Origin of the sequence: Parasphingomonas puruogangriensis (genome assembly GCF_036663635.1) — a bacterium.
GTDB lineage: Bacteria > Pseudomonadota > Alphaproteobacteria > Sphingomonadales > Sphingomonadaceae > Sphingomonas.
This window is the reverse complement of sequence record NZ_JAXOJI010000001.1, coordinates 956,670-975,111: the sequence shown is the minus strand read 5'-3', so window position 1 is coordinate 975,111 and position 18,442 is coordinate 956,670. Positions and strand designations below refer to the sequence as shown.

12 protein-coding genes are annotated in these 18,442 nt (G+C 66.4%); 11 read left to right on the top strand and 1 reads right to left on the bottom strand.

What is annotated here, in order from left to right:
• Positions 1–85: 85 nt before the first annotated feature.
• The gene (locus tag U1739_RS04850) at positions 86–646 is read left to right on the top strand and encodes a YqgE/AlgH family protein (RefSeq protein ID WP_332704888.1); all 561 of its coding nucleotides are present in this window, start codon (positions 86–88) and stop codon (positions 644–646) included.
• Here the strand turns inward: U1739_RS04850 and U1739_RS04845 are convergent.
• On the bottom strand, positions 617–1,636 hold the full coding sequence (locus tag U1739_RS04845; protein ID WP_332704517.1) for a phosphatase PAP2 family protein: 1,020 nt from the start codon (positions 1,634–1,636) through the stop codon (positions 617–619). The genes U1739_RS04850 and U1739_RS04845 overlap by 30 nt on opposite strands.
• 194 nt (positions 1,637–1,830) lie before the next feature.
• Here U1739_RS04845 and ahcY point away from each other — a divergent pair, with 194 nt between their 5' ends.
• From ahcY to addA, 10 genes are all read left to right on the top strand, one after another.
• Positions 1,831–3,234, top strand: a complete 1,404-nt coding sequence (gene ahcY, locus U1739_RS04840) for an adenosylhomocysteinase (protein ID WP_332704886.1) — start codon at positions 1,831–1,833, stop codon at positions 3,232–3,234.
• Between the two features lie 250 nt (positions 3,235–3,484).
• A complete protein-coding gene (locus U1739_RS04835) occupies positions 3,485–6,502 on the top strand; it encodes a TonB-dependent receptor plug domain-containing protein (RefSeq protein ID WP_332704515.1) in 3,018 nt (1,005 codons plus the stop codon).
• 174 nt (positions 6,503–6,676) lie between these two features.
• Positions 6,677–9,043, top strand: coding sequence for a sensor histidine kinase (locus tag U1739_RS04830; protein WP_332704513.1), 2,367 nt, complete (start codon positions 6,677–6,679; stop codon positions 9,041–9,043).
• A 51-nt stretch (positions 9,044–9,094) separates the two neighbouring features.
• Positions 9,095–9,352, top strand: a complete 258-nt coding sequence (locus U1739_RS04825) for a type II toxin-antitoxin system CcdA family antitoxin (protein WP_332704511.1) — start codon at positions 9,095–9,097, stop codon at positions 9,350–9,352.
• Complete coding sequence (locus tag U1739_RS04820; RefSeq protein ID WP_332704509.1) at positions 9,352–9,651, top strand: CcdB family protein; 300 nt, start codon at positions 9,352–9,354, stop codon at positions 9,649–9,651. Before U1739_RS04825 ends, U1739_RS04820 begins: the two co-directional genes overlap by 1 nt.
• A 1-nt stretch (position 9,652) precedes the next feature.
• The gene (gene tsaE, locus U1739_RS04815; protein WP_332704507.1) at positions 9,653–10,093 is read left to right on the top strand and encodes a tRNA (adenosine(37)-N6)-threonylcarbamoyltransferase complex ATPase subunit type 1 TsaE; all 441 of its coding nucleotides are present in this window, start codon (positions 9,653–9,655) and stop codon (positions 10,091–10,093) included.
• Positions 10,090–11,058 carry an aminoglycoside phosphotransferase family protein gene (locus tag U1739_RS04810; RefSeq protein ID WP_332704884.1) on the top strand — a complete coding sequence of 323 codons (969 nt, stop codon included), beginning with the start codon at positions 10,090–10,092 and terminating at the stop codon, positions 11,056–11,058. The genes tsaE and U1739_RS04810 overlap by 4 nt, the downstream gene beginning before the upstream one ends.
• A complete protein-coding gene (locus U1739_RS04805) occupies positions 11,055–11,807 on the top strand; it encodes a nucleotidyltransferase family protein (RefSeq protein ID WP_332704505.1) in 753 nt (250 codons plus the stop codon). The genes U1739_RS04810 and U1739_RS04805 overlap by 4 nt, the downstream gene beginning before the upstream one ends.
• Complete coding sequence (addB, locus tag U1739_RS04800) at positions 11,800–14,883, top strand: double-strand break repair protein AddB (protein WP_332704503.1); 3,084 nt, start codon at positions 11,800–11,802, stop codon at positions 14,881–14,883. The genes U1739_RS04805 and addB overlap by 8 nt, the downstream gene beginning before the upstream one ends.
• Before the next feature lie 117 nt (positions 14,884–15,000).
• Positions 15,001–18,402 carry a double-strand break repair helicase AddA gene (gene addA, locus U1739_RS04795; protein WP_332704501.1) on the top strand — a complete coding sequence of 1,134 codons (3,402 nt, stop codon included), beginning with the start codon at positions 15,001–15,003 and terminating at the stop codon, positions 18,400–18,402.
• The last annotated feature ends 40 nt before the right edge of the window (positions 18,403–18,442 follow it).

Below are 18,442 nucleotides of genomic sequence, written 5' to 3'. Positions count from 1 at the left end.
CGGAGGGGCGCCGTATAACTCGTACGACCGCGCACTGATTTCAAGCATGGTGGCCAGGCCGATGCGCGGTTACATTGCGCGCCTGATGGATAGCGCGCGATACCTTACCGGCCAGTTCCTGCTCGCCATGCCGGGAATTGGCGATCCGCGCTTCGACCGTGCGGTCATCGCGATGTGCGCGCATGATGAGAATGGCGCGGTCGGCATCGGCTTGGGCGAAGTGATTCCCGGGCTGGGGCTGCATACCTTGCTCGGCCAGTTCGCGATCGATCCGGGCGAAGCACCCGATGCCCCCGTGCATCTGGGTGGGCCGGTCGAGCCGCGGCGCGGCTTCGTGATCCATTCGGGCGATTGGGGTGGGCAGGACACGATCGACGACGCCGGACGCTGGGCGTTGTCGGGCACGATCGACGTGTTGCGCGCGATCGCAGCCGGGAGCGGGCCGAAGCGCTTCGTCGTCGCACTGGGCTATGCCGGCTGGGACGGGGGGCAATTGGATGCGGAATTGACCCAGCATGGCTGGTTCAACGTGCCCGGCGCGCTCGACCTGCTCTACGACACGCCGGCCGACCAACGCTGGACGCGTGGCTTTGCCGACGCCGGCGTGGATTCGCGTTTATTGGCCAGCGGGGCGGGGACAGCCTGACCAGCGCAGCGCTTGGTGGACGACGGCCAGCGTCACGCCGGCGACGACGATGCCGAGCAGGATGTCGGCGAGATAGTGCGTGCCTTCGACCGGCGTCGCCAGCAGCATCGCGGCATTCACCACCAGCAGCGGCCAGCGCAGCCGCGCCACGCGCCAGGCGGTGGCGGCGTAGAGGGTCGCGGCGGCGGCGTGGAAGCTCGGTGCGGAGACGAGGCCGCGCAACTGCCCAAGATCGATGATGTGGACACGATGCGCACGCAATTGCGGGATCAGGTCCGGCTGCCACAATTCGCTTTCCGGCATGTACGGGATCGGCGCGTGCCATAGATGGGAAAACGGCCCGACTGCGGGCATGAACCGGAATGTCACCAAGGTGAAGATCGCGCAGATCCAGAAGGTGATGATGAAGCGGTGCGCCTCGGCACGCTGTGCGGCCAACGCATAATAGCCGAGCAACAGTGCGGGCGAGAGATAGATGCTGCGATAGGCGATCGTGCCGAGCCGCTGCAGCAGCGGGCTGGCGGCGACCGTGCGATACCAAGCGAGCCAATCGAATCCGAGCCACGCATCCACCGCCTGCAGCTTGGCATCGCTATAGCCATGGGTGAGCGCCACGACGGGATAGCAGGAGATCGCCCCCATCAGCGTCATGGCGATGAACAGGCCATAATATTCCGCGCCATCGGCGATCGACCGAGCGTAGCGCAGGCCGCTGCCGGGAAGCCAGGCGCGCGCGGCGATGGCGCTGAGGCCGAAGACATAAAAGGGCAGGTTGCTCGTGCTCCACGGATCGATCGCCAGGCCGGCGCGGTGCATGGTCAGCGCCAGCGCGACGAACGTGGCAAGTAGCCCACCCAGCATCCAGCCCAACGGCACCCCGCTATTGTCCGATGGCGTCAGCGGCACATCGATCACGATCTGTGGTTCCGCCGCGGCGTGGGCGACGGGGGCGACGGGGGCGAAGGAAGAGGCGCCAGGCGGTTGGGACATGCAGGATACCTTGATCACCGGCGATAACGCGGCGCGCGCTTAAGCCACGGTGAACAGATGTTGTCGGGGCCAGCGGCCATGGCTCCTGCAACAGACATAAAGATATCTTTATATTTGATTTCGGGCGCCCGGAGCGCTACTGGCGCGGCATCATATTATCTGCCGGAGATTTCACCGTGGCCACTGCACCCGTCATCAACGCGACCGACTATGTCGTCGCCAACATCAACCTCGCCGATTTCGGTCGCGCGGAAATCAACATCGCTGAAACCGAAATGCCAGGCCTGATGAGCCTGCGCGAGGAATTCGGCCCGTCGCAGCCGCTGAAGGGCGCGCGCATCACCGGTTCGCTGCACATGACGATCCAGACCGCGGTGCTGATCGAGACGCTGACCGCTTTGGGCGCCGATGTGCGCTGGGCGACGTGCAACATCTTCTCGACCCAGGATCATGCTGCTGCTGCAATTGCCGCGACCGGCGTGCCGGTGTTCGCGATCAAGGGCGAGAGCCTGGCCGATTATTGGGACTATGTCGGCGACATCTTCAACTGGGGCGCGGATACGGACGGCCAGACCGCCAACATCATCCTCGACGACGGCGGCGACGCGACGATGTTCGCTTTGTGGGGCGCCAAGCTCGAGGCCGGCCATACGCTGGGCGAGCCGGAGAATGACGAGGAAGTCGAATTCCAGCGTGCGCTGAAGGCGTTCGTGGCCAAATATCCGGGCTATCTGACGGAGACGGTGAAGAACCTGAAGGGCGTGTCGGAAGAGACCACGACCGGCGTGCATCGCCTGTACGAGATCGCCAAGAAGGGCGAGCTGCCGTTCCCGGCGATCAACGTCAACGACAGCGTGACCAAGTCGAAGTTCGACAATCTGTATGGCTGCAAGGAGTCGCTGGTCGACGCGATCCGCCGCGCCACCGACGTGATGCTGGCCGGCAAGGTCGCGGTCGTTGCCGGCTTCGGTGACGTCGGCAAGGGCTCGGCCCAGTCGCTGCGCAACGGCGGCGCCCGCGTGATGGTCACCGAAGTCGATCCGATCTGCGCGCTGCAGGCGGCGATGGAGGGCTTCGAAGTCGTGACGATGGAAGAAGCCGTGACCCGCGCCGACATCTTCTGCACCGCGACCGGCAATGCCGACGTGATCACCGCTGATCACATGAAGGCGATGAAGCCGATGTCGATCGTCTGCAACATCGGCCATTTCGACTCGGAGATCCAGATCGCCGCTTTGTCGAACTATGAGTGGACCGAAGTGAAGCCGGGCACCGACCTGGTGAAGTTCTCGGACGGCAAGCAGATCATCATCCTCGCCAAGGGCCGTTTGGTGAACCTGGGCTGCGCCACGGGCCACCCCTCATTTGTGATGTCGGCGAGCTTCACCAACCAGACGCTGGCGCAGATCGAGCTGTGGACCGCGGGCGAGAAGTATAAGAACGAAGTGTACGTGCTGCCCAAGCATCTCGACGAGAAAGTGGCCTCGCTGCATCTCGCCAAGCTCGGCGTGAAGCTGTCGCAGCTGACCGAGAAGCAGGCCGGCTATATCGGCGTGCCGGTCGAAGGGCCGTTCAAGCCGGATCATTACCGCTACTAAGTATTGTCTTGTCGGCAAGTGGAGGGGCCGCGGAGGAATCCGTGGCCCCTTTTCGTGTCCGCCCGTCAGAACCGGTTGCCGCGCGGAATGCGGCGGCGCAAGATACAACCGATTCCGTCGTATGTTACTGAAATGCGACAATAACGTCACAGTATAGAATAATCCGTCACAAGGGGTTGTGGGGCGGCGTCACTTCCGGTGGAAGGGCGGCGTCCGGGGGGGCATGTTCTCGCTTAAAGGTTTGATGTTCATGACTGTGTATCGCGCCACAACCCGCTATGCTGCGGGCTCCGCTCTTGCCGCTTTGATAGTGGCGCTCGCTTCTCCCGCATTCGCACAGGCCGATCCGGCGGCGCAGCCCGACCCAAACAGCACCAGCCCGGCGGCAGCGATGGCCGATCAGGCCGAGGCCGAGGATGCGGGAGCCGAAATCGTGGTCACCGGATCGCGCATCCGGCGGCCGGACTTCGATACGCCGAGCCCTGTCGTCTCGCTCAGCGCCGCGACGATCCAGCAGTCAGGCACGACGAACTTGACCGACTTTCTGACCGGTTTCCCAGCACTGCAGGGGTCGTCGACTTCAGCCGACAATTCGGGCAGCGGCGCGGGAATCGGCTATACCGGTCTGAACCTGCTCAACCTGCGCAACCTGGGTACCGAACGTACGCTCGTGCTGGTCGACGGGCGCCGTCACGTCGCTTCGGTACCGGGTAGCCAGTCGGTCGACATCAACACTATTCCGGTGGACCTGATCGACCGCGTCGACGTGCTGACCGGCGGTGCTTCCGCTGTCTACGGCGCGGATGCGGTGACCGGTGTGGTCAATTTCGTGCTCAAGCAGAATTTCGAAGGCGTATCCGCGCGCGCCCAGGCAGGGGTCAGCGAGTATGGCGATGCGGGCAAGCGCCTGATCAGTGTGACCGCCGGCAAGAATTTCGCCGGTGGCCGCGGCAATATCGCCGTCGCTTACGAATATGCGAGCGAAAGCCGGCTTGAATCGCGTGACCGCAGCCGCCTGACCGGGGCCAATCTGACGGGCTTCTACCGCAACCCGGCCGATCCGGAATTTCAGCCGGGCTATACCGGTGGGGCAAGCAACGGCATCCCCGATCGGGTTCCGGCAAGCGACCTGCGCTACAATGATACCGCGCGCCAGGGCGGGATTGACGTCGACTTCGACGGCGCTCCGGATTATTTCGTCAACGCCACCGGCCAGCTGGTGCCGTTCGATATGGGGACCGTGCTCCAGCCTGGTTTTTCGAGCGGCGGCAGCGGCACGCGCATCGCCGATTATCAGAACGACCTGCTGCCTGAATTGAACCGCCACGTCGTCAATGCGGTCGGCCATTTCGAGGTGTCTCCCGCGCTGACGATTTTCGCGGAAGGCAAGTATGCGAACAGCAAGTCCTACTCGCTTGGCCAGCCATCGTTCGACTATTACTTATTGGTCAACGACGACAATCCGTATCTGCCTGCGTCCCTAGTTGGTAACGGTGGCGTGCTGGTGACGCGGGACAATTTCGATATCGGTCAGCGCGGCGAGCGGATCGAGCGCGAGACGTTCCGCAGCGTGGTTGGCGCACGTGGCGCAATCAGCGATCACGCCAATTACGAATTGTCGTACGTGTTTGGCCAAACCAATATCACCAACAACTATATCAATGACGTATATGACGATCGCTTCCTGGCAGCGATCGACGCAGTGCGTGATCCCGCGACCGGCCAAGTCACTTGCCGCATCAACCTAGGCCCAACTGCCGTCATCGATCAGCCATACACCGATCGTTACACCGGAGCCCCGGCCACGTTCCGTCCGGGCGAATGCGTTCCCTTCAATCTGTTCGGCGACAATGTCTCGAGCCAGGCGTCTTTCGACTTCCTTCGTGCCAACACCACGGATCGCTCGCGACTGCGCCAGCACGTCGTTAGCGGCTCGCTGACCGGTGATTTCGGCCAGTTCTTCCGTCTGCCCGGTGGCCCGGTCGGATTTGCTATCGGCGCGGAATATCGTAAAGAGGAAAGCCGTTTCACGCCCGACCCAATCGCGGCGCAGGGGCTGACCTTCACCAATGCGCTGGGCAGCGACGAGGGTTCGTTCGACGTCAAGGAAGTGTTCGGCGAACTCAACCTGCCGCTTCTGCGCGACCAGCCCTTTGCCCATCGGCTTGAATTCGGCGCGGCGGCGCGCCTATCGGATTATTCAACGGTCGGTCGGACCACGACTTGGAAAGTCGATGGTACTTGGGCGCCGGTGCGCGATATCGCCTTCAACGGCACCTATTCCAAGGCGGTACGCGCACCCAATATCGGCGAACTGTTCGGCGCATTGTCGCAGACGTTCGAGTTCATCACTGATCCATGCGATCGCGCGGAAATTCAGAACGGCACGCAGTATCGCGCGGCAAATTGCCAGGCACTCCTCGGTGGCCTCGGCGTGACTGACCCGGCAGCTTATGTCGATGCTCGAACATCGAACATTCCCGGGTTCAGCGGCGGCAATCGCAATCTGAGCGAAGAAGAGGCAACGACATGGACCGCGGGCGCCGTGTTCCAACCTAGCTTTCTGTCGGGCTTCACGCTGCGCGCCGATTGGTACGATATCAAGCTGAAGAACGCGATCAACACGGTTACCCCGGAACAGGTGGCGCAATTGTGCGTCGATCAGCCAACTTTACAGAACCAGTTCTGCGGGCTGATTACACGCACCGCGACGGAGACCAACACTGCCGACATCGGCAATATCACCAGCTTCACCGTCGTGCCGCAGAACGTGGCAAGCTTTGCTACGTCGGGCCTGGACGTCAATCTCAGTTATCGGCTCGATGCCGGATCGGCCGGACGCTTCAGTTTGCGGGTAATTGGCAACTACCTTAACAAGCTGGAGTTTTTCGGAACGCCGGGCGCTGACGTGACGAACAGTCGTGGTGAAACCTTTGCGCCCAAATATACCGTCAATACGGATCTGACATGGCAGCTAGGCAAGTTCACGCTGAACTACGGCTTGTCGTGGTTCGACAAGACGTTGCGCTACAGCAACCAGACCATGGCCGGTAACCCCGATATTGTCGCACCGGAATATGTCTATCTGAAGGAGCTCTGGCAGCACGACATCTATGCCAGTGTCGACGTGTCAGATCGATTCCAGTTCTTTGGTGGTGTCAACAACGTATTCGGCCAGAAACCCGAGATCGGCACCGACACGTATCCGGTATCGTCGATTGGCCGCTATATGTTCGCAGGTGCCCGGGTTAAATTGCCGAGCTTCTGATCCTGCCCCACCTTCACGGGTGGGCAGCGGCATGCGTTATGAGGAGGCCGGGTAGCGACGCTATCCGGCCTTTTCGTTGCATCGGGCACCAAGCTGACTTTCGTCACGGTGGTTGTCGCTTCCGCTGTCAGTATGCAGCGGCTAAGACCCTGGCGTGATCTGGAAGGGGCAATAGTGATCGAGGTTTCGACGTGGGGTAGCGTAACGGCCGGCATCTGCCTGGCCGTGCTGATCGTCGGGGCCATCTATACGCTGCTCGTCGGTCTGCGGGTGCAGCGCGCCGCAGCGGGCACGGTAGCCGGCAATGCCCGTCTCGAAGCCTTGCTCTCGTCCGCGCCGACGCAGGCCATGATCGTGCGCACCGACGGGCGGCTCGAACTGCCCGAGCGGCTGGCCGATTGGCTCGGCCTGTCGCCGGCGCCGCGCTATCTTGCCGAACTGAGCGCGGGCGATAGCGGGCTCGCCGCCACCGACCTTGCAGCATTGGGCGAGGATATCGCGGCGGCGCAGAAAGCGGGGCGGCCTTTCTCTCGCACGGTGCGAGTACAGGGATCGCAGCGCGCGTTGACGATCCATGGCAGCCGCGCGCCATTGGGGCTGCAGGCGCCGGGCGGCGTCGTGCTGTGGGTGTTCGATGCGACCGAGAGCTATGGTGAGATCGCGCGACTGTCGGAGGAAAGTGCCGGCGCGCAAGCGGCGTTCGATGCGCTGACCGGGCTGATCGAGGCGGCGCCGCTGCCGATGTGGTATCGTGGGCCGGATCTACGCCTGGCGATGGTCAATTCCGCTTATGTTGAGGCGGTTGAGGGCGCCGATGCCGAGGATGTCGTGCGGCGTGGTCTCGAACTGGTCGAAGGATCGGGGTTGGGCGGGCCGCTGGCCGGCGCGGCGCAAGCGCGCGACAGCGATCTGCCGCAGATGCAGGCGATGCCGGCGACGATCCGCGGCGCGCGGCGCATGCTGCGCGTGCATGACGTGCCGCTGCCCACCGGCGGCGTGGCCGGCTTCGCGGTGGATATCGAGGATCTCGAACAGGCGCGCGGCGGGATCAAGCGCTTTGGCGATGCGCAGCGCGCAATGCTCGATCGCTTGTCGGCCGGGGTGGTGCAGTTCGCGTCCGATCGCACATTGGTATTCTGCAACCAGCCGTTCCGCCGGCTGTTCGCGATGCGAAGCGAATGGCTGTCCGACCGGCCCGAATTCGATCGCGTGCTGGAACGGATGCGCGAGGCCAACCGGCTGCCCGAGGTACGCGATTTTCCGGGCTGGAAGGCCGAGCGGCGCGAGTGGTTCCACGCCGCCGCGCCGGCGCTGGACGCGGCGATCGAGGAGAATTGGCATTTGCCGGGCGGCGTGCACTTGCGCGTCGTGGCGCAGCCCTTGCCCGATGGCGGGCTGCTGCTGATTTTCGAGGATCGCACCGAGCAGGTCCAATTGGCCAGCGCGCGCGACACGCTGTTGCGCGTGCGCACCGCGACGTTCGACAATCTCTACGAGGCGCTCGGCGTGTTCGCCGCCGATGGCCGGTTGCAGATCTGGAACAACAAGTTCCGCGCGCTATGGGGGTTTGACGAGGAGTTCCTCGCCACGCATCCGCGCGTCGATGCCTTGGCCGACGCCGCGGCCGGCAAATTGACCAATCCGGCCCGCGCCGTGCTGATCGGTGACCTAGTGCGCGCCGCGACGGTCGACCGGCAACAGCGCGCCGGTCGCGTGGCGTTTGCCGACGGGCGGCATTTCGAATTCGCCGCGGTGCCGCTGCCCGACGGCAATGGGCTGTTCACCATGCTCGATATCTCCGACAGCCGGCGGATCGAACGCGCGCTGCGCGATCGCAACGATGCGTTGGAAACTGCTGACCGCGTGAAGACCGCGTTCGTCGCTAATATGAGCTACGAATTGCGCACGCCGCTGACCTCGATCAGCGGCTTCGCGGAGATGCTGAGCGCAGGCTATGCCGGCAAGTTGAGCGCGGCTGCGGACGGCTATGTCGCGGCGATCCTCGAATCCGTCGAGCGGCTGGGCGGTTTGGTCGACGAAGTGCTCGATTTGACGCAGGAGGACGGCAAAGCGCCGACGCTCGATGTGCGCGAGATCGATCTCGTACGGGTGGTGCGCAGCGCGGCGGAGGCGGCGGGCACCTGGATGAAGCGCAAGAAGCTCGATTTCGCGGTCGAGGTCATGCCGTCGACCGGCATGATCCACGGTGACGCCGATCGCTTGCGCCAGGTGATCGAGCATTTGCTGAAACATGCGGTGGCCGGCACGTCGGAGGGCGGCCGGATCCTGCTGCACAGCGATGGCAATGCGGCGATGGCGCGGATCGTGGTGTCGGACAATGGCGCCGGGATGGATGCGGCGGCGGTGGCGCGAGCGTTCGACCGCTTCGCGCAGCCCGAGATCAACCGCGGGGAGGAGCGCGCGCTGGGGCTGGGCCTGCCACTGGCGAAGCAGTTCGTCGAGGCGCATGAAGGAACGATCGAATTGGTGTCGGAGCCGGGCCAGGGCACGCTGATCACGGTGCAAGTGCCACGGCGTTGAGCTTTGCGTCTTCATGTCATGCGCATATATAATACGCATGAGGAGACGGTGATGGCGACTCGGTTGCATCGACGCGATAAAGCGCAGCCGGCGCGGCGGGCGACTAACGTTTCGTTGGACACGACCCTGATCGAACGTGCCAAGGAGCTGGGCATCAACGTTTCGCGCGCGTGCGAAGAGGGGCTGGCGCGGGAAGTCAAAGCCGAACGCGAACGCCGTTGGCAGGACGAAAACCGTGCGGCCATCGAGGGGTACAATGCCTGGGTCGAGGAGCATGGCATTCCGCTCGCCGAACATCGCATGTTCTGATGGCGCAGTTCGACGTTTATACGCGTCGCGGCGGGCCGGGCTATTTGCTCGATTATCAGGCCGACGTGCTGAACCAGTTAGTGACCCGTTTTGTGGTTCCGCTATTACCACGGTCTATAGCGCCTGCGATCATCGGCCGGCTGAATCCGATTTTCATGATTGGCGGAGATGACATGGTGCTGATGCCGCAGAACGCCGCCACGGTGCTGGCCCGCGAACTCGACCGTCGGGTCCTGTCGCTCGATGACCAACGATACGTTATCTCAAACGCCATGGACTTCCTGATGGGCGGGTATTGACGTGATTTTGAACGATGCGTCGGCGACCGAAGACTTCGGCAGGCGGTTGGCCGACTGCGTGTCAGCCGGAGATGTGATAACCCTTGCCGGGCCACTTGGCGCGGGCAAGACGAGCATTGCGCGGGGCTTGCTCGCTGCCTTGGGCTTGGCCGGCGAAGCGCCGAGCCCGAGCTTTGCCATCGTCCAGCCTTATGCGCCGCCCGAAGTGCGCCTGCCGGTGCTGCATGTCGATCTGTATCGCATCGACGATCCCGACGAACTCGAGGAACTGGGACTGGACGAGGCAGCGTATGATTCTGCGCTGATCGTCGAATGGCCGGAACGCGCGCCCGGTCATTGGCCCGAGGCGCTGGCGCTGGCGCTGGAGATCCTGCCCGATGGGACGCGCGGCTTGACAGCCGAGGTGCCGGCGGCATGGAAGGCCAGATGGCAGCAGATATGAACCCGCCGGCCGGTGCGGCCGAATTCCTCACCGCGCACGGCTGGGGCGGCGCGGCGATTTCGCCGGTTGCCGGCGATGCATCGTTCCGGCGCTACTTTCGTGCCAGCGAGGGCACGCGCAGCGCGATCCTGATGGATGCGCCGCCGCCGCAGGAAGATCCGCGGCCGTTCATCGCGATTGCCGAGTGGTTGGTCGCGCGCGGGTTTACCGCGCCGGCGATCCACGGCGTCGATCTGGCGCAGGGCTTGGTGCTGATCGACGATTTCGGCGACGTGCGCATGCGCGAGACGGTCGACGCGGTGCCGGAAAGCGCGCTGCGCCTGTACGAAGCGGCGATCGACGTGCTGATCCGGTTGCGCGGCCACGAGGCAGGCGATGTGCCGCCTTATGACGGCGCGGTGCTGCACCGGGAGGCCAATCTGCTGACCGAATGGTATTGCCCGGCGGTGGGCATCGTGTCCGACCAGGCGGGCTATGATGCCGCCTGGGATGCCGTGTTCGAGGTCGCGCTGGCCGGGCCGAGAGTGACCGTCTTGCGCGATTACCATGCCGAGAATCTGATGCTGGTGGGCGGCGGGGAGACGCTGGGGCTGCTCGATTTCCAGGACGCGCTAGCCGGGCACCCGGCGTATGATTTGGTCTCGCTGCTGCAGGATGCCCGGCGCGACGTCGATCCGGCGCTGGAAGCGTCGATGCTCGATCGCTATCGGCGGATCACCGGGGAGGGCGAGGCGTTCGACGCGGCCTATCACGTGCTCGGCGCGCAGCGGAACGCCAAGATCGTCGGTATCTTCACGCGGCTGTGGCAGCGCGACGGCAAGACGCGCTATCCCTCGTTCTGCCCGCGGGTGTGGCGTTATCTCGAGCGCGATCTGGCGCATCCGGCGTTGGCGCCGGTCAAAGCGTGGTTCGACGCCAACATCCCGGCCAAGCTGAGGGGCGATCCGATGGTGCTCGGGGCATGAAGACGCTGGCGATCCGGCCCGATCCCGGCGGCGTGGTGCCGCAGACCGCGATGGTCATGGCGGCGGGCCTGGGCAAGCGCATGCGCCCGCTCACCGCGACGCGGCCCAAGCCGTTGGTCGAGGTCAACGGCAAGGCGCTGATCGATCATGCCTTCGATCGGCTGCGCTCGGCCGGCGTCAAGCGCGCGGTGGTCAACGTGCATTATCTGGCCGATGCGCTCGAGGCGCATCTGACACACCGCGTGAAGGGCATCGACTTGGTCGTCTCGGACGAGCGCGACGCGCTGATGGAGACGGGCGGCGGGATCGTGCAGGCGCGCGCGCTGATCGGCGACGCGCCCTTCGTGGTGGTCAATTCGGACAATCTGTGGATCGACGGGCCGACCGACGCGATCAAGGCGCTCGCCGCGGCGTGGGACGACGACAAGATGGACGCGCTGCTGCTGCTCGTGCCGCTGGCGCGCGCGCATTGCCATGGCGGTCAGGGCGACTTTCGCCTCGCAGCGGACGGGCGGATCACCGGGCGGCGGCAGCCGGGGCGGGTCGCGCCCTTCGTCTATACCGGGGTGCAGATCTTGTCGCCGCGGGTGATCCACGATTGGCCGGAGGGGCCGTTCTCGACCATGCTGTTCTGGGAGCGGGCGATCGCCGCGGGGCGGGCGTATGGCGTGGTCCATTCCGGGCTGTGGTTCGACGTCGGCACGCCGCAGGCGATTCCCTATGCCGAAACGATGATGGCGGATGGCTGAGGGCCGCAAGCCCGCTGTCTATACGATCCCGGCGCACCGGGCTTTTGCCGACGCGCTCGCCGCCGGGCTTATCCGCCGAGCCGGCGGGGACCGCATGCGGCTCGCGCGCGGCCTCGTGCTGCTGCCCAACAATCGCGCCAAGCGCGCGGTGACCGATGCGTTCGTGCGCCAGAGCGATGGCGGACTGCTGCTGCCGCGATTGGTGGCGATCGGCGATCCCGAACTGGACGAAGCGGCCGGCGCGGCGATCGATCCGGCGGATGATGCCGACCCGGTGATGCCGGCGGTGGCGCCGTTGCAGCGGCGGATGATCCTCGCGCGATTGGTGTCGGAGGAGCGCGCCAAGGCGGGCCAACCGGTGGATGCGGCGGAAGCGGTGCGGCTGGCGGGAGAATTGGCGCGCACGCTGGATCAGTTGCTGGTCGAGGAAGTGCGGCCGGCGCGGTTGCGCGAGCTCGAGCTGACCGAGGAATTGTCGCGCCACTGGCAGAAGTCGCTCGCGCTGTTCGGAATCGTGCTCGATCGCTGGCCGGGCGAACTGGCGCGATTGCAGCGCATCGATCTGGCGACGCGGCGCGCATTGCTGCTCGATCGGCTGACCGCGCGGTGGAAGGTTGCACCACCCGCCGGGTTCGTCTGCGCGGCGGGCATTACCGATAGCGCGCCCGCGGTGGCCCGGCTGCTGCGCTGCGTGTCCGAATTGCCCGCCGGGCTGGTGGTGCTGGCCGATCTGGCGACCGGCATGGACGAGGCTGAGTGGCTGGCGCTCGGGCCGCATGCGCCCGATCCGGTGACCGGGCGGCGCAAGCGATCGATCGAGACGCATCCGCAATTCCATCTCAAGCTGCTGCTGGAGCGGATGAGCGTCAACCGCGCGGAATTCGCCACGTGGCGCGATGGCAGCGATCACGACGCGACGATCGCGCGCGGGCGGGCGGTGGCCAACGCACTGGCGCCGGCCGAGTTCACCGGCAAGTGGACCGGGCTGGAGGCGGACCAGCGTCGCTTGACCGGCATCGCCGCGGCGGAACTGGCCACGCCGGGCGAGGAGGCGCAGGCCATCGCGCTGGCGCTGCGCGAGGCGCTGGAGACGCCCGGAAGAACGGCGGCGCTGGTCACGCCCGATCGCGGCCTGGCGCGGCGTGTGGCGGTGCACATGCAGCGCTGGGGCGTGGAGATCGACGATACGGCGGGGCGGCCGCTCTCGATCCTGCCCAGCGGCACGCTGCTGACCGCTTTGGCCGAGGCGGCAGTGCAGCGCTTTGCCCCGCTCGCGCTGCTGGCGCTGCTCAAGCATCCGCTGGTGCGCGCGGGCGAGGGGCGGATCGCTTGGCTGGACGGCGCGCGCGCGCTGGATCGCGTGTTGCGCGGGCCAAGGCCGGCGGCGGGGTTAGCGGGGGTGGATGCGCATCTTTCTTCTCCCCTCCAATCTTCTGCTCCCCTCCCTGGAAGGGAGGGGCTGGGGGTGGGTTCTGAGACTCAGGACCGTTCCTCAAAGGACCAACCCACCCCCAGCCCCTCCCTTTCGGGGAGGGGAGTAAGTGAGGGGCGCCGTCTTGCGGAAGCGGCAGCGTGGTGGCCGGAGGCACGCGCGCTGCTCGCGCCGATCGAAGCCGTGTTCGACAGCGGCGCGCAGCCGTTGCCCGCCATGATCGCGGCGTTGCGCGAGACCGCGCAGGCGCTGTGCGGCGACGCCTTGTGGGGCGGGCCGGCGGGGCGCGCAGCGGCGGAGTTGCTCGCCGAACTGGAAGTGCAGGCAGCGAACGGGCCGGCGACGGTCGCGCCGGACAGTCTGGCGCCATTGCTCAAGACGTTGATGGACGAGGTCGCGGTGCGGCCGCCGCAGGGCGGGCATCCGCGCCTGGCCATTTACGGCCTGATCGAGGCGCGGTTGCAGACAGCCGATGTGATGATCCTGGGCGGGCTCAACGAAGGCACCTGGCCGGGCCAGCCCGCGCCCGATCCATGGCTGGCGCCGCGCATCCGCAGCGAGCTCGGCCTGCCTGGGCTGGAGCGGCGCGTGGGCGTTTCGGCGCATGATCTGGCGGGAGCTTTGGGCGCGCCGGCGGCCTTGCTCACCCGGGCGCGGCGTGATGCCAAGTCGCCGGCGATCGCCTCGCGCTTCTGGCTGCGCTTGCAGGCGCTGGCGGGCGAGCGGTTCGAACGCGCGCGCGCGCTGGAGGGCTTGACGCGCGCGCTGGACGATCCCGGCGTGCATGAGCCCGCCGCGCACCCCAAGCCGTCGCCCGCCGCCGAACTGCGCCCGACGCGGATCGCCGTCACCGATGTCGATCGGCTCAAGGCCGACCCCTACGCTTTCTACGCCAAGCGCATCCTGCGGCTGGCGTCGCTCGATCCGGTCGATGGCGATCCGAGCGCGGCGTGGCGCGGGACGGCGGTGCATGACGTGCTGGAGACATGGGCACGCGAGGATAAGTGCGATCCGGCCGCATTGCGTGAACGCGCGCTGGCGATGCTCGACGATGAGCGCACGCATCCGATGATGCGGGCCTTGTGGCAGCCGCGGTTGATGGAGGCGATCGACTGGATCTCGGCCAAGATCATCGAGGGCGCCGAGGCCGGGCGGACCGTGCTGGCGGTCGAGCAGGAGGGCAAGATGTCGATTGCCGGGGTGACGCTGACCGGCAAGTTCGATCGCATCGATCGCATGCCCGACGGGGGGCTGGCGGTGATCGATTACAAGACGGGGCAACCGCCGTCGGCCGCCGCCTTGCGCGCGGGGTTCAGCCTGCAGCTCGGGCTGCTCGGGCTGATCGCGGAACATGGCGGCTATGAGGGGATCAAGGGCACGGCGACGGCGTTCGAATATTGGTCGCTGGGGCGAAAGGGGGATGGCTTCGGCTATGTCACCACGCCGGTCGATCCCGATGGCAAGCGCGATCGCATCCCGACAGCCGAGTTCACGCAGACCGCGGCGCATCATTTTGCCGAGGCGGTGCGGATGTGGCTGACGGGGGATGCGCCGTTCGAGGCCAAGCTGCATCCGGAATTCGCGCCGTATGCGGAATATGATCAGTTGATGCGGCTGGATGAATGGTATGGCCGTGAGGGTTGAAGTTGTGATCGACGAGCTGCGGTCGCCCTCACCCTTCGCCGCCTTCGGCGTCTTTTCCCTCTCCCGTTGGGAGAGGGAGGGAGCGGCGCAGCCGCGGAAGGGTGAGGGTGATCAGCCGTGAGCGCCAGAGGCGGCTTGCCGATCCTCAGGGACAACCAGGCGAAGGCCAGCGCGCCGGACAGCCACGTGTGGCTCTCCGCCTCGGCCGGCACGGGCAAGACGCAGGTGCTGGCTGCGCGCGTGTTCCGTCTGTTGCTGCGCGGTACCGATCCGGGCGCCATCCTGTGCCTGACCTTCACCAAGGCGGGCGCGGCGGAGATGGCCGGGCGGATCAGCGAGCGGCTGGCGGCGTGGGTGCGGATGCCCGAGCCGGAGCTGAAAAAGGATCTGTTCGCGCTTGGCGAGGATCATCTGAACCCGACCCAGGTCGCCTTCGCGCGCACGTTGTTCGCCAAGGTGCTCGACGCGCCGGGCGGCGGCATTCGTATTCAGACGATCCATGGTTTCTGCCAGGGGCTGCTCGCGGCGTTCCCGATCGAGGCCGGGCTGGTGCCGGGCTTCCGCCCGCTGGAGGCGCGCGAGGAATCTCTGCTCGCGCGCGAGGCGCTGGCCGAGATGCTGGTTGCCGCCAAGCCGCGCGAGATCGAGATCGTCGGCGCGCTGAGCCTGCGGCTGGGCGAAGGCGAGGCGGAGAATTTCCTGCGTGCCTGCGCCCGCGCGCCCGAGGCGATGGCCAATCTGCCGAGCGAGATCGTCCCGTATCTGCGCCAGGCGATGGACCTGCCGATCGGCGATATCGAGGCGGAGATCGGCAGCGCGTGCCACGACGACATATTCGATCATGAATCGCTCGATGCGGTCGGCGGGCACAACGCCTCCTGGGCAACCAAGAGCGGCAAGGAACGCGCCGGGCTGGTCTCGGCGTGGCTGGAGCGCACGCCCGGGGAGCGCGCGGCGAGCCTGCACGAACTGCACCGCATCTGGGCCAAGGCCGATGGCGATGTGCGCTCGTTCGGCAAGGGCCAGGCGCCACAGCATCCGGATTATGCCGAGCTGGCCGGCGGGCTGCATGCGACCTGTGCCGAACTGCTGTCGATGCGCACCCGCGCGGCTTATGCCGATCTGCTCGCCGATGCGCTGAGCGTCGGGCGGATCTATGCTGCGGATTACGCGATGGCCAAAAGGCGCGTCGGCGCGGTGGATTTCGACGATCTGATCCGCGCAACGGTCGATCTGTTCGATCAGCCCGGCATGGGCGAGTGGATCCGCTACAAGCTCGATCAGGTGACCGAGCATGTACTGATCGACGAAGCGCAGGATACCAATGCGCATCAGTGGCGCATCGTCCGCGCGCTCTCCGACGAATTCTTTTCCGGGCAAGGCATCTATGCGCCCAAGACGCGCACGCTGTTTACCGTGGGCGATCAGAAGCAGGCGATCTTCGGTTTCCAAGGGACCGACCCGCGCAATTTCGAGGCGGCGGAGCTGTATTTCAGTCGCCGTGCGGAAGAGGCGCTGGGCGACGAAGACACCTCGCCCGAGGATCGCGGGCTGCCGATGGCGCAGCTTTCGCTGACGCAGTCGTTCCGCTCGACCCGGCCGGTGCTCGAATTCGTCGATGCCGCGATCGACGCAATCGGCGCGCCCGCAATGGGGGCGGCTTCGGTCGACGTGCATGCCAGCGAAGTGCCTGGGCCAGGCGCGGTAGAGCTATGGCCGCCAGTGGTGACCGGCGGATCGGACGAGGATGCCGAGGGCTGGGTGCCAGATGCGACGCGCGCACTGGCGCGGCAGATCGCGCGGCAGATCCGTGATTGGCTGTACGGCCCGACCCCGCTGATGCTGGAAAGCAAGGGCCGCGCGCTGCGCCCCGAGGATGTCATGATCCTGGTCAAACGCCGCGGCGAGCTCGCCTCGCTGATCGTCGCGCGCCTCTATGCCGAGGGCGTGCCCGTGGCCGGCGTGGATCGGTTGAAGCTCAATGCGCCGCTCAGCGTGCAGGATCTGCTCGCCGCGATCCGCTTCGTGTTGCAGCCGGGGGACGATCTGTCACTCGCCTCGTTGCTGGTCTCGCCGCTGATCGGCTGGACCCAGGACGAGCTGATGGTCGCCGCGCCGCGCGGCTTGGGCAGCCTGTGGGCGCATCTCGGCAAGACCCAGCCGCCCGAGCGACTGGCGCCGTTGCGTGCGATGCTGGCGCGGGCCGATATCGCCACGCCGTATCGCTTCCTCGAGGAATTGCTCACCGGGCCGCTGGGCGGGCGGGCGAAGATGCTGCGCCGGCTAGGGCAGGAGGCGCGCGATCCGATCGAGGAATTGCTCAACGCCGCGCTCGATTTCGAAACGCAGGCGACGCCGTCGCTGCAGCGCTTCCTCGACTGGTTCGATCGCGGCGATGTCGAGATCGTGCGCGATCCGTCCGCGCCGCTGGACGCGGTGCGCGTGATGACGGCGCATGGCGCGAAGGGCTTGCAGGCGCCGTTGGTGATTTTGGCTGACGCCACCGCCGATCCTACACGCACGCCCTCGCGCGTGCTGAAATGGACGCCGGAGGACGGCGCACCGATCCCGATCTTCCGCCCGCGCAAAGAGGAGGTCGGCGGGCCACTGATCGAGGTGATCGAGACGGCGGCGGCGCGCGAGCTGGAGGAGCATTGGCGGCTCTTCTATGTCGCGGCGACGCGCGCGGAAGAGCGGCTGGTGGTCGCCGGCGCGCTCGGGCCGATGGCCAAGGGCGTACCGCCGGAACAGAGCTGGTATTCGGCGGCCGACCGCGCGTTCGGCGCACTGGGCGCGGGGGCTTCGGACGAAGCGCGAACCTTTGGCGGGCGTGAAGCACAAAAGGCAGTGGCGTTGCGCCCCCGCTCGGGCGAGGCCGACCCAGGCCCCGGCGCCGTGCCGGAATGGGCGCGCAACCGCGCCCCGATCGAGGCGAAACCGCCGCGCCCGCTGGCGCCGTCGTCGCTCGGCGAGGACGAAGTGGCCGATCCGCCGCCGTCCCCCGCCATGCGCCTCGCGGCAGAGCGCGGGCGGCTGATCCACGCGCTGTTCGAGCGGCTTCCGGCGGTTGCCGCTGCCGAACGCGCGGCGGCGGGGGAGCGCTGGCTGGCTGGCGCCGGCGGCGTCGACGATGCCAAGGTGCGGGCGGAGATCGTCGCGACGGTGCTCGCGGTGGTCGATGACCCCGCGCATGCCGCGTTGTTCGGGGCGGAGGCGTTGGCCGAGGCGCCGATCGCCGCCGTGGTGGGGGATGGCGTGGTCGTGTCGGGCACGGTCGATCGCCTGCTCGTCACCGATACGCTCATCCGCGTGGTCGATTTCAAGACCGGCCGGCATGCGCCTGCATCGCTGGCCGAACTGCCGCCCTATCATCTGCGGCAGATGGCGGCCTATGTGCAGGCGCTCGGCGTGATCTTCCCTGACCGCGCCATCGAGGCGGCGTTGCTCTACACGTCGGGGCCGGTGCTGTTCGATCTGCCGGCGGATGTGCTCGCTGCGCACAAGCCGGGCTTTGCGTGACGGGAGCAAAGCTTGCGCTCGCGCGCTTGAGCACCGGCCC